12 protein-coding genes are annotated in these 12,861 nt (G+C 48.8%); 6 read left to right on the top strand and 6 right to left on the bottom strand.

Going from position 1 to position 12,861, the window contains the following annotated elements:
* Nucleotides 1–43: 43 nt before the first annotated feature.
* From ACWHX8_RS14510 to ACWHX8_RS14520, 3 genes are all read left to right on the top strand, one after another.
* Entirely contained in the window at nt 44–1,573 is a 1,530-nt protein-coding gene (locus ACWHX8_RS14510) for a YifB family Mg chelatase-like AAA ATPase (RefSeq protein ID WP_447968845.1), read from the top strand.
* A gap of 10 nt (nt 1,574–1,583) precedes the next feature.
* Nucleotides 1,584–1,796, top strand: coding sequence for a hypothetical protein (locus ACWHX8_RS14515; RefSeq protein WP_447968846.1), 213 nt, complete (start codon nt 1,584–1,586; stop codon nt 1,794–1,796).
* Between the two features lie 125 nt (nt 1,797–1,921).
* Entirely contained in the window at nt 1,922–2,353 is a 432-nt protein-coding gene (locus ACWHX8_RS14520) for a hypothetical protein (RefSeq protein ID WP_447968847.1), read from the top strand.
* Nucleotides 2,354–2,827: 474 nt separating this feature from the next.
* On the opposite strand, the gene ACWHX8_RS14525 is transcribed toward ACWHX8_RS14520, so the two are convergent.
* Both ACWHX8_RS14525 and ACWHX8_RS14530 read right to left on the bottom strand, forming a co-directional pair.
* A complete protein-coding gene (locus tag ACWHX8_RS14525) occupies nt 2,828–3,058 on the bottom strand; it encodes a hypothetical protein (RefSeq protein WP_447968848.1) in 231 nt (76 codons plus the stop codon).
* Nucleotides 3,059–3,126: 68 nt separating this feature from the next.
* On the bottom strand, nt 3,127–4,167 hold the full coding sequence (locus ACWHX8_RS14530) for a threonine aldolase family protein (RefSeq protein ID WP_447968849.1): 1,041 nt from the start codon (nt 4,165–4,167) through the stop codon (nt 3,127–3,129).
* Nucleotides 4,168–4,320: 153 nt separating this feature from the next.
* On the opposite strand from ACWHX8_RS14530, the gene ACWHX8_RS14535 reads away from it, so the two are divergent.
* Nucleotides 4,321–5,172: an SDR family oxidoreductase gene (locus tag ACWHX8_RS14535; RefSeq protein WP_447968850.1), complete on the top strand. Its 852-nt coding sequence runs from the start codon at nt 4,321–4,323 to the stop codon at nt 5,170–5,172.
* On the opposite strand, the gene ACWHX8_RS14540 is transcribed toward ACWHX8_RS14535, so the two are convergent.
* The 3 genes from ACWHX8_RS14540 to purH form a co-directional block, all read right to left on the bottom strand.
* Nucleotides 5,154–6,065, bottom strand: a complete 912-nt coding sequence (locus ACWHX8_RS14540) for an L-threonylcarbamoyladenylate synthase (RefSeq protein WP_447968851.1) — start codon at nt 6,063–6,065, stop codon at nt 5,154–5,156. The genes ACWHX8_RS14535 and ACWHX8_RS14540 overlap by 19 nt on opposite strands.
* Entirely contained in the window at nt 6,013–7,287 is a 1,275-nt protein-coding gene (gene purD, locus ACWHX8_RS14545; RefSeq protein ID WP_447968852.1) for a phosphoribosylamine--glycine ligase, read from the bottom strand. Before purD ends, ACWHX8_RS14540 begins: the two co-directional genes overlap by 53 nt.
* Nucleotides 7,288–7,443: 156 nt before the next feature.
* Nucleotides 7,444–9,000, bottom strand: coding sequence for a bifunctional phosphoribosylaminoimidazolecarboxamide formyltransferase/IMP cyclohydrolase (gene purH, locus ACWHX8_RS14550; protein WP_447968853.1), 1,557 nt, complete (start codon nt 8,998–9,000; stop codon nt 7,444–7,446).
* A gap of 566 nt (nt 9,001–9,566) precedes the next feature.
* Between purH and ACWHX8_RS14555 the strand changes: the two genes are divergently transcribed.
* The gene (locus tag ACWHX8_RS14555; protein ID WP_447968854.1) at nt 9,567–10,184 is read left to right on the top strand and encodes a hypothetical protein; all 618 of its coding nucleotides are present in this window, start codon (nt 9,567–9,569) and stop codon (nt 10,182–10,184) included.
* A gap of 39 nt (nt 10,185–10,223) precedes the next feature.
* Here ACWHX8_RS14555 and lhgO read toward each other — a convergent pair whose 3' ends face one another.
* The gene (gene lhgO, locus ACWHX8_RS14560) at nt 10,224–11,423 is read right to left on the bottom strand and encodes an L-2-hydroxyglutarate oxidase (protein ID WP_447968855.1); all 1,200 of its coding nucleotides are present in this window, start codon (nt 11,421–11,423) and stop codon (nt 10,224–10,226) included.
* A gap of 145 nt (nt 11,424–11,568) precedes the next feature.
* Between lhgO and ACWHX8_RS14565 the strand changes: the two genes are divergently transcribed.
* A complete protein-coding gene (locus tag ACWHX8_RS14565; RefSeq protein ID WP_447968856.1) occupies nt 11,569–12,414 on the top strand; it encodes an ankyrin repeat domain-containing protein in 846 nt (281 codons plus the stop codon).
* Nucleotides 12,415–12,861 lie beyond the last annotated feature (447 nt).

The raw sequence follows: 12,861 nt of genomic DNA on the forward strand, positions 1-12,861 counted from the left end.
TCTCAAGAACTCACTGTTTTGGTGACCAAAACGCAAGGAGAAAATGGTGTTAGCTAAGGTGTTGAGCGCTGGATTGTGGGGATTAGAGGCGCATTTAATCGAAGTGGAAGTCGATATCGGAGGAGGGCTGCCTCAATTTTCTATTGTAGGATTACCCGACACCACAGTGCGCGAAAGCCGCGATCGCGTACGGGCGGCACTCAAGAATACCGGATTTAAATTTCCCCCCAAAAAGATCACCGTGAATCTGGCGCCAGCCGGCATCAAAAAAGAAGGAGCCGGGCTTGAACTTGGGATCGCCATCGCCATGCTGGTGGCGGAAGGCATACTGTCACCAGAAACAGTTGAGCAATTTGTCTTTGTCGGTGAGCTCTCTCTCGATGGACGTATCAAACCTGTAACGGGTGCGCTCTCAATCGGAATGGTGTGCCGCAAATCCCATCCCTTGCTGCTTCCAGTTGAAAATGCCGAAGAAGCCGCCGTCATCGAAGATGTCACAGTGTATGGCGTTCACACACTGCCAGAAGTGGTTGAGTTTTTAAATGGTTCCGTCAAGCTCGCACCTACTCATCACGACATACAGCTGCCTCAATGCTTCGAAACCCTATTGGACGACGACTTTGCCGATGTCAAAGGACAATTGCATGCCAAACGCGCACTTGAGGTCGCTGCCGCCGGTGGACACAATATCCTCATGGTCGGCCCACCAGGGTCGGGGAAAACCATGCTCGCTCAACGAGTACCAGGAATTCTTGCTCCTATGCAGATGCAGGAACGTCTCGAATCCAGTCAAGTTCATAGTATTGCCGGCACGTTGAGTTCTCATTCTCCACTCATGACGTCTCGTCCGTTTCGAGCTCCGCACCATAATATCTCAGATGCCGGGCTGATAGGCGGAGGGACAATTCCCAGGCCGGGTGAAGTCTCACTCGCTCATCACGGTGTACTATTTTTAGATGAAGTACTGGAATTTAAACGGTCGGTACTCGATGGGCTTCGGCAACCATTAGAAAATGGGACCGTCACCTTAACTCGCGTAAATGCAACACTCACCTACCCCGCACACGTGATGCTTATCGCGGCGATGAACCCGTGCCCCTGCGGATATCTTGGTGATCGTAGTCATGAATGCCTGTGTACGCCCTATCAAATTCGTCGCTACCGGTCACGGCTTTCCGGCCCATTACGCGACCGATTGGATATTCAATTGGATGTTCCGGCTGTTCCGGTCGGTGATTTATCAAAAACTGCAACAGGGGAAACATCCGCCGACATTCGGCAACGTGTCTCTGCTGCCCGCCAGCGTCAAATTCTCCGCTATCAACAAGACAGGCTATTCAGCAATGCCCAGCTCAAACCTCGCCACCTTCAACAGTACTGCAAGATTGATCCGACAGGGCAGAACCTGTTAGAACGTGCTGTTTCCCAGCTTGGGCTTTCAGCACGGGCTTTTGGCCGTATTCTCCGAGTGGCACGGACTATTGCTGATTTAGCCGAATCTGAAAGCATTGCTCCCTCACACGTCGCGGAAGCAATTCAATATCGGACATTTGATCGTCCCATAACGGTATAGACCAACACCCATGCAGTCTTTTAAAATCTTTCGATGGTGGTTTCTGGTTGGCGCCATGATGGCCTTAGCCGTCATCATGATCCAAGGAGGCATGCGAGACTTGATGGTGACCCAAGAACCCATCTGGGACGTCAAATTAGTGGAGTTAGTCCCACCTATAGTGGGGGGAGGGCTTCTTGGAGGATGCATCGCCCTTATATTGAATCGTATTAAAAAAAAATAGAGAAGAATCGGATCATCATGTGTCGTTTGATGGTGAGGGTTATCAGTTCAATCCGCTCGCATCATCATATATTTCACCTCTCGCAATTATTCTAGTACACTTTCCAGAAGAAGGAGAATGGGCGTATGGATGTCAAGGTTGGACCACATTGGTATCGTAATTCCGATGGTATCATTGAAATTGAGGGATTACCGCAAATTGAACTACTGTTACGAAAACCAGAGGGACCACTTGGCGTCAATTTCGCTATTTTCGATTCAGTCGGGAAGCTCCATGCCAAGGTTGAACGCAGCTCAATGGTGATTAATGAGCAAGGAGCTTATGATCTAGTGAAAAGCGCCAAACGATTTCTCTTGACCAAAAAAGAGTCGGGGAAGACCGTCCTTGACTTACATCTAAAAGACGGTGGGCACATAGAAATACCTCAGGGAGAGTTTTATACACTCAAAGGCCACTTGCTCACAATTACCCCAAAGGAATGGTCGGTTGAAAAAGTCAAAGGCAAAGAAGGTGAATCGGACATGAAGGGAAAGGCCGTGGCCGTGGCCTCAGAATGAGGTCAAAACCCGTCACGCCTCTTACTAAGAATTCGAAGACACTTGATCCAGAGTACCCTGGCCCATCAATTCTTCTCCATCACACATTGATGCGTTCTACGACCTTTGGGGTTCACGAAATCATGCTAGTAAGAAGGCAGACACAATCAAATGCGATTAGGAGGGAAGCTAGATTTCTGCAGCTGGCGCCTGACAGGTTCCCTCGCATATCGTACAGGTTCGACAAGGCACTCCCTCACCTGCTTGAGCTGGGCCTAGGGCACAACTCAGATCAAGCGCGATAACATCGCTCCCTTGAAAGGTCCAGAGACGACCACACTCTTGACAACAATACCAACTTGTATACCCAGGCCAATCCCGATCTCGAACCGCCATCAATACCATCTTTCTTTTACGTCACAATCTTCTCGAGCAACTGATCAGTCATTCCGTCAATTCACCAATTCACGTTTGAACTGCACCATTCTCTGCTTTCTATTCCTGCATGACCGCCTGAATTTTTTCATTGAGAGTCGGAAACCATTCATCAAAGGGGATATCAGCATCGACCACAACCTCTAACTTTCCGTTGGGAAGTTTTTTGACCGTCCCCGGACTTGCGGGAGAAAGCGGTATCTCCACCCATTCCCGTGAAAGTTGTAATCCATCCGTTAACTCTAAAATTTGTGTAATTTGCTGAAAGGACACGGCTTGCATGTTCTTCACGTGTATCGGCTCCTTGCATCATCATGAATGGTTAAGGAGTAAATTGTAGGAAGGGGGTTCGTAGGGTGTCAACGTACGTGAGAGGGAAAAAACGCTTTTGTGAACATTCGACCAGCGTCTTCTATGTCTTCAGTGGACACGTCCAAATGCGTCACGACACGAAACGATCGGTCTCCCACGGCGTTCAGCAACACCCCGGCTTCTCGACACTGAGCCAGTAATTCATCGGTGGTCCCAAGTTTCTCCTCAACATGAAACAGCACCATATTGGTCTCAACCTCGGCAGGATTACACTGCACGCCAGGTATTTCTGATAAGACTTGCGCCAATTGCTTGGCGTGTTGATGATCCTCGCGTAATCGTCCCACATGATGTTCCAACGCATAGATCCCTGCGGCCGCAAGTATACCTACTTGACGCATCCCTCCTCCAAACATCTTCCGTAACCGACGAAGTGCGGTCATGTGCTCGCCATCAGACACAATGAGTGAACCAACCGGCGCCCCCAACGCTTTGGAGAGACAAAATGAAACGGTACCAAACGGACGTGCATATTCTGCAGCCGAGATTCCAGTCGCCGCAACCGCGTTAAAAAGCCGAGCCCCATCTAAATGCAAGGCCAATCCATGGGATCGCGCAACCTCGGCTAATTCGTGAATGGTCGACAAAGGATAAACAGTCCCTCCCCCACAGTTATGAGTTTGCTCGATGCACAACAAGCTTGTTGAAGGATTATGAATATCGGGCTTCCGAATCACAGCTTTCACGTCTTGGGCTGCCAAAATCCCTCGAACTCCTGGCACACACCTGAGTTGCACCCCAGACAACGAAGATGCGGACCCACCTTCATAGCGGATGATATGCGACAGACTTTCGACAATAACTTCATCCCCCGGACGCGTATGTAATCGTATGCAGAGTTGATTCCCCATGACCCCGGATGGTACGAACAAACCAGCATCTTTTCCGAGAAGCCCCGCCGCCATGCGTTCAAGTCGATTCACGGTCGGATCTTCTCCGTACACATCATCACCGACATCAGCCTGAGCCATGACTTCACGCATCGCCGGTGATGGTTTTGTGACTGTATCGCTTCGTAAATCAATCATGGCAATTCCTTATGTCGCATGTGGCCATTATTTCAACAGAAGAGGTTATAAGAAATTGTACGAAAGAGGGGACCGTAGGCACAAGCAAACAATCGACATGTACTCCCTCATACGATAGGAAATGGACGATAACGAACGATCGGAGCCAGAAAGATGTCACCAACGCTACTTATCACAGGCGGAACAGGGTATTTAGGATCCCATCTTATTCAAGCTGCACAGTCATGGACGACCTATGCAACGTATTATCAAACTACGCCTCCAGCTGCATCGCCAGCCCAATTCCATCAATGTGATGTGAGCAAGAATGATCACGTCCACGATCTCATCACATTAATCAAACCTGACTGCATCATTCATACGGCCTGCTCAAACAAGAGTACAGAGGAAATTGATGCGATTGTACCGGCAGCTCGCCATCTTTCGTCAATCGCGCATCAACACTCGATCAAACTCTTGCATCTCTCAACAGACCTGGTCTTTGATGGCACACGTGCCCCTTACCAGGAAACAGATATTCCGAATCCTCTTCATCCATACGGGAAAGCCAAAACAGAGGCTGAACAGATTGTCAGCCATCAATGTCCAACCGCGACGATCATTCGTTCCTCACTGATGTATGGCATCGACCCGCTTGATCATCAAACTCGTTGGCTGGTTCATGGCATGGACACAGGAGAGCCAATCCGTCTGTTTACTGACGAACGACGATCACCAATTTGGGTGCATACGCTTGCCGCGGCTCTTCTTGAATTGAGCACATTGGATTTCCAGGGAATTCTTCACTTGGCTGGACCGGAAACACTCAACCGCTGGGAGTTTGGCCTCGCTATTCTCAAGCTTTTGGGACGCGCCGCCACCCCAAATATTCACATGGCAACGATTGATGAGTCAGGATTAATTCGCCCAAAAGACCTGGCGTTTTCTATTGAGACGGCAAAGCAATTACTCACCACTCCATTCCTATCTATCGCAGAGGTCACACATCAACTTCGCGAGGAATGATCCTGACATCGCTGACCGAGATGGGAAAGCGCATCGTCAAGGCGCTCCACCGTGATAGGACCGTGCCGTCGCACACGGATGTCATCGACTACATCAAGAAGCGTGGAAGGGAAGCCTCCCGGTGAAGGTCCACTATCCAAAATCATATCAACTTCTTCAGCAAACTCTCGCATAATCTCCTCCGAAGTTGTTGCAGGAGATAGCCCGGAACGATTGGCGCTAGTTCCGGTTAATGGGCCAGTCGACGCAAGAAGTTGAAGAAGTTGAGGTTGAGAAGGCTGTCGAACACCAATCGTTTCCGAACCAGCGGTGAGAGAACCTGGAAGGTCTGGAGCAGCAGGCAAAATAAGGGTCAACGGTCCAGGCCAAAATCGATCCATTAAAAATTCTGCAGTAGACGACAAAGCCGAAACGACCTGAAGCACCTGCGCTTTCGAACTGACGAGCAACAACATTGGCTTGGTCTGCCGATCACCCTTCATCTGTACAATGCGGTCAATCGCTCGAGGATGCTTGGCCCCAGCAGCAAAGGCATACGTACTTTCAGTCGCAACCGCTAATACGCCATCGTGAAGAATACACTGCGATGCGGTCTCGAGAATGTCTGACGTGAGTGTTTGAGGAATATGAAGGACGGTCGCCACGCCTATAGCCGTTCCAGTTATGCCGAATCTACAGGTCACCCCATTGAATACTGATTGACCTCTCGTTATTGAACCGTCAATCGTCTGCCGGTCATCCAGGCGGGCATAACCTTCCTTATGTTCACGTTGTATCGTGCGGGGTTCGTTGGGCAACCTCGGTTGGAAGTTATTTGGTTTCGCTATAGACCTTCGAAGATTAGGGCGTTGGCACAGCACGATGCGCAATATCGCGTCGATGATACTGGCCATCGAAAGTGATTAAATTCACAGCCTCATAGACGCGATTTCTAGCAGACTGTAAGTTTGGTCCCACAGCCGTAACTCCCAAGACCCGCCCCCCGTTCGTGACAACATCATTCCCTTGGGTGGCAGTCCCGGCATGAAAGGCTACCAAGTCGTTCGCATGATTAAGAGCAGATAAACCAGAAATTGGCAATCCTGTTTGATAAGGCCCTGGATACCCGTAGGACGCAAGCACCACGCACACAGCCGCGTCATCATGCCATTCAATAGGAATTTGGTCTAATCGATGCTCTACCACGGCTTCGAGCACATCGACTAAATCTGTCTTGAGCAACGGCAATACAACTTGAGTCTCCGGATCGCCAAATCGCGCATTAAACTCCAAGACATAGGGTTCCCCTCGATGAATCATCAACCCAGCATAGAGCACACCATAGTATGGACTTCCAACACGCGATAGCCCCTCAACCACAGGGTTGAGAATGTCTCGAACAATCCGTTGGCGTAAGGCGTCCGTTGCAATTGGGGCAGGAGCATAGGCTCCCATTCCACCGGTATTCGGACCGGTATCACCTTCACCCACATGCTTATGGTCCTGAGCCGCAATCATGGGAATAACGGTTCGACCATCGACAAACGCCATCAGCGTCAGTTCCTCGCCCTCAAGAAACTCTTCAATCATCACACGCAGCCCGGCCTCACCAAACTGCCGTTGTTCGAGCATTTTCGTCACCGCGTCATTGGCCTCTTCCTTGGTACGTGCGATCACGACCCCTTTACCTTGCGCTAGCCCATCGGCTTTGACGACAAGAGGAACCGAATGACCGTCAATATACTGGAGCGCTTGATCGAGTTGATCAAAGGTCTTGGCCTTGGGAGTTGGCACATGACAGCGAAGCAGCAAATCTTTGGCGAACGATTTGCTTGATTCGATGCATGCGGCATTTCGTGTCGGCCCGAATATCCGCAGCCTTGCCTTACGGAACTCATCGGCAATACCAAGGGATAACGGCAGTTCAGGACCCACAACCGTGAGATCAATCTCCTTTTCTTGTGCAAAGCTTTTTAATCCTGCAAGATCATCAGCTTTAATCGGCACACATGTCGCCAACTGACGAATCCCGGCATTGCCCGGCGCACAATACAGCGCTGACACGCGTGGAGATTGCGCTAATTTCCAGACGAGGGTATGCTCACGTCCGCCGTTGCCAATGACAAGAATTTTCATAGTGAAGGCGTCAACACTGCGAAGGCAGTCAGTCTAGATTTCACACACCGAAGTTCTATTGCAATCAATGGGACATTCCAGGTGAGCAATGACCACAACTTTACCTCGCACGTATGATGGTATGATCGGTCAATCATGCCCATGCGTCAACAGGCATTAATGTCGAAAATGCCGCATGCCGGTGAAAATCATGGCCAACCCATGCTCATCGGCAGCCTTAATGACTTCTTCATCCCGTATCGAACCGCCAGGCTGAATCACTGCAGTGGCACCAACTTTCGCCGCGGCATCAAGCCCATCTCGAAATGGAAAGAAGGCATCAGACGCCAGAACTGTACCTTTGACCGGCAAGACCGCCTTCATTTCAGAGAGTTTCACCGAATCAATCCGGCTCATTTGACCGGCACCGATTCCAACGGTTTGGTTATCCGAAACCAGAACAATAGCGTTTGATTTCACGTGTTTACACACCTTCCACGCAAAGTCACAGGCTTCAAACTCTTCGGTGGTCGGCTGACGTTTGGTCGGAATACTCAACTCGCCAAGATCTTTGAGCGTACCAAGATCACGGTCTTGCACTAACAGTCCACCAACCACTTTCTTGAGATCAAATCCTTCTCGCTGACTGACATCAAGAGAGCCAACATCAAGCAACCGAAGATCCTTCTTCCGCCGTAATTCAGTCAGGGCATCCTCATGGAATCCTGGAGCCACAAGCACTTCAACGAATGTCGACGTCACTTCTTTGGCCGTCTCAAGATCGACAACACGATTACACGCAATGACTCCGCCAAACGCCGAGGTTGGGTCTGTTGCTCGCGCTCGAACATAGGCTTCTACTGCGGTTGCCCCCAATGCCACGCCGCACGGATTGTTATGTTTCACAATCACCACGGCCGTGTCATCAAACTCTTTCACTAATTCCAGAGCAGAATTCGCATCTAAATAATTGTTATAGGACATCGCTTTACCATGAAGTTGTTGCGCTCTGGAAATTGAAGGTTCCTGAGCATTCACCTCACGATAAAAGGCACCTTGTTGGTGTGGATTCTCTCCATACCGTAAATTTTGAACTTTCTTGTACTGTAAAGACAGGTGGGATGGAAATTTCAGATCTGGAGATTCGCTTGCTTGCTGCTCAAGATACGCGGCGATAAGCCCATCATAACGCGCAGTATGACTGTATACTTTTCTCGCCAGCTCCCGACGCAAATCTAACGAAACCGTTCCAGTCTGCAAGGCATCAAGAACTCGATCATAGTCATCCGGGTCAACAATCACCAGAACATCTTCGTGGTTTTTGGCTGCCGATCTCAACATCGACGGACCACCGATATCAATATTTTCAATAGCTTCCTCAAAACTGCATCCGGGTTTCGCAATGGTCGCTTCAAAGGGATACAAATTCACAATCACCACATCAATAGGATCAATGCCATGTTCGTTCATTTGCTTCACGTGAATATCCAACTTCCGCCGCCCCAACAAACCACCATGTATCTTCGGGTGGAGCGTTTTCACACGTCCACCAAGAATTTCCGGTGACCCGGTGTACGCCGACACATCCGTTACCGCAACACCTTCATCTCTCAACGCCTGAGCCGTCCCTCCAGTCGAGAGAATTTCTGCCCCGAGAGCAACCAACCCTTTGGCGATATTCACCACACCAGCTTTATCAGACACACTAATCAAAACCTTATTGACGTTCGCCATAATGCCTACCTTTTGTTCGTACTGGAGACTGTATACAACGGATTTTTCAGGAGAAAGGAGCCGTAGCTTATCAAATCGCCCACAAGAACTTCAACGAACAAGCCTCAACTTTGTCCTCTCACCCATCAGACACAGACAACCCTTGTTGACATTTCATTTCAACCGTAGCGTCGACATCAAAAACACCTTAATGGAAGACCTGGAGTCCCTACCTAACATATTAATTTTATAGATGATTTTGACTTCTACTATTCAATTAAGTTCGTTCGTCATTTGGCCGAAATTATTCATGAGACCATGAAGCATCTGTAGCATTTCCGTTCCCTTTTTCTTTCATGACATCATCATAGAACGTCGACGCAACACGCCAATGGCGTGGAAGGCCTTCACTTGCCAAAAACTTTAGCAACAAATGATACGAGACACTCCTTCGCTCAATATGACGTTGCAATCTTTTTACATTCAATATGCGCTAACACGATACTCACCAACCTATTGACTCGCCTGAGGTTATCCCAAAATCCCAAATGATAGAATTCGCCATCATCTTCCTTACGATTGTCGTCATGCTTGGAGTAGGCTTTAGTCTTTTACACTTAAGCAACAAGCAGCCATCGTCGCCTCCCTCTCTTCCTGCATCGACATTCGCTGAGACACAATTTACGCCCACTCAAATGTACCTTGATCAGGCCGGACAACACGGAATTGCGCTCAATGAGTCAACTCGAACAATTTGCGTCATTCATTCCACCACACATCCCCCACAACTTCTTCAGTTTACGGAACTTGCTGGCTCGTTTATTCTAAAAAATGGGACAATCATTCAATCAACACTGAGAACACATCCACAGGAATATGCCGTACGGGCCAATACACTTCAGGAACAGATGGGAGCGATTAACCCAGTCAAAGCGCCGATCTCAAGCAGTAACACACACAATCAAAAAGTTGAACTGTGTGTCGCAACACTTGAGCAAGAACTTTCAATCCATAGGATTAGCTTTTTGGATATGGAGACAAAGGAGGGAGGTATTCTCTTTAATAAAGCCATGGCCAGTACAAAGCACTGGCATCACTTACTGTCTGATCTGATCCAGCAAGCCAATGACGTAAAAACCCAACCCGAGTCTGTACAATCGCCACTCGGTCAATCGCAAGACTCAAAAACCCTCGTCGCTCATTGACTCTCTAATCCCAGCAACACAGCCGAGGCCGAGACCATGTTATACGAGAGCCTGATCGATCTTCTCACAGACATGGTTCGAAAATGGGATAGCACAGGTAAATCCAGGTGAGACGGCATTCAAGACATGCATCGATGTCCGATCACCTTCTAACACAAAGTCCATCTCTAACGTTCCGTGCGTGACATCAATCAACTGGGCTCGAATCCCTGGCCTTCCCCACTTGGTATAGTCATCTACCGTAATGTTATGAGCTAACGATGAGGCCAAACGAATCAAGTGTGGACGAGAATATTTCCTGAGTTCTTGAAACGCCAAACGAGTAAAATCGAAATTGGACGATACCAATAACCCCGTTTGTCTTTTGAGTAAATCAAGTAATTCGGCAATATTGAAATTCTCAATACCTTGATACTGTTCCCGCCAAAATGCTGGAATGGCCGTTGGACCTATTTTCGATCGTCCCTCAACATTCACCGTCACATGCACACCTAAGAATGGATTTTTCAAGTCTGGGACCGGATAGATATTCGTACGAAATGATCCTACAGGCTCATCAGAATACAGATACAGCCCTTTGAACGGAAGAATAAGATATCGATCAGAAAAACCAAACTCTCGGGCAATCACATCCGCATAGAGACCAGCAGCATTCACGACATACCCGGCTTCATACGTTCCATGTGATGTCTGAATCTGTTTCCCGGTTTTCTTCTCATATCTCGTTTGATAGTGAATGTTGATGCCTTCACGTTGAGCATCATCAACAATCGCGTGAAGGACTTTTACGGGATCTACCGTTGAAGTCGTTGGCGAAAACAGAGCCCGTTCACAGGTTTTCACGCGAGGCTCAATGTCTTTCGCCTGCCGTTCGGTAATGTCTTCCAGCACAATTTCATTCGCTCGGCCCCGGGCCAGCAGAACATCCATCGCAGCATGATCATGGCTATCCTTCGCCACAACCAATTTTCCGCAACGATTCAACGGTAAATGCTTAGCCTCACAATACGCGGTCAGCAAGGCATTTCCTGCCTTTGTAAACTGAGCTTTTAAACTATCGGGGGTATAATAAAATCCGGCATGGAGGACACCGCTATTCCGTCCACTTGCATGCTGGTCCGACGTCGTCTCTTTTTCAAGAACTGTCACAGACGAATCGTGAAAGCGTCGCTTTAATTCACGTGCAATACTTACTCCGATTATCCCACCACCAATTATCAAAAAATCCGTCGTATGCATCTCATTCCCATCTCTTGCTGTTTCATTTTCCCTGATCCCCCCTTTTGGGGAATTGTTCTCACCCACGTTCCATCTGATTCAATACATACATCTCACACTCGAGATACCACAGAACCATTCACCAGTCCTGTGCAAAGACATCCCAATGAAGAATCAACAATTAACGCGTACCTGGGCATTTTTGAAAAGGAACTTCCGTACCCTATTCATTGCATCGGCTCTTGTCCTCACGCTTATACGTTTCACCTCTTTCAATTCCACTGAAATGCTCCATCCGTTCGTGAAATCAGGAGATATTGAAACCATTCACTCATTGCTCACACAAGGTGCACACGTCAACGCCAAAACGGCACAAGGTGCAACCCCCTTACATTTTGCAGCCCAACAGGGCCGCCTTTCTATCGTCAAACTCCTCCTCGACCATGGCGCGGACCTCCAAGCACGATACCAAGATACCTGGACCCCGCTGCACCTTGCCGTACAAGAGGGACACGAGGACGTCACAACATTTCTGCTTACACAAGGCGCGACGCTCAACAGTCGAACACACGAGTTCACACCTTTACATATCGCGGCTCAGCATAATCATCTGACTATTGCCAAAACACTCTTAACATACCAAGCCAATATCCATGCGCAATACCATAACGGATGGACCCCGCTGCATCTTTCAGCACAAGAGGGCCATACTCATATGGTGAACCTGTTGCTCCAGCATGGCGCGCACGTTGAAGCCAGAAATGCCTCTGGGATGACGCCTCTCCATTGCGCGGCTCAACTCGGACATGTCGAGGTCATAAAAGTTCTACTCAAACATGGTGCCGACCTTACGATTCAAGACAAGGATGGACACACCCCTGAGCAACTCGCAATTAGCTTTCAGCACAACAAAGCCAGACAGATTTTGAACGATTCTCTCAACACAAACACCCTTCTCAATGAACAGCTGTGGACAATTCGCCAATTTCTTCCAGTCCCTCGACACGGATGAGCGAAATAAACCTCGCGACCTCACACACCACTCAAAGATAGTTTGCCTACACTACAGTGCGTATTGAATGATTCAGAGTACGTCTGCACGATCAGACGCCTTACCCATGGAACCTACCGTAACACCACGATAATCAGATGATTTCCGGTTATAGCCGATTCCATGAACTTCCGTACTCTTGACACGTTGAATATCGCCTTGAAAGTCCTTACTTGGACACCTGTAATCGAGACATAAGAAGCCGCCAGGCCGCAACCATGCCTGCCCGTCAGGCCCATATAGTTCGCCCAACAACCGTGTCCAAGGACACCTGCAATGGAGATATGAGTAGCCAGAACGATCACAACAACGATTACCCTTCAGGTACAACCGGGTCGCCCAACGACCGTGTCCAAGCATACTGATGTATTTGCGGATTCGCTATAGCCTACACGTAAGACCAAAAGT

The organism is Nitrospira sp. M1, assembly GCF_965152605.1.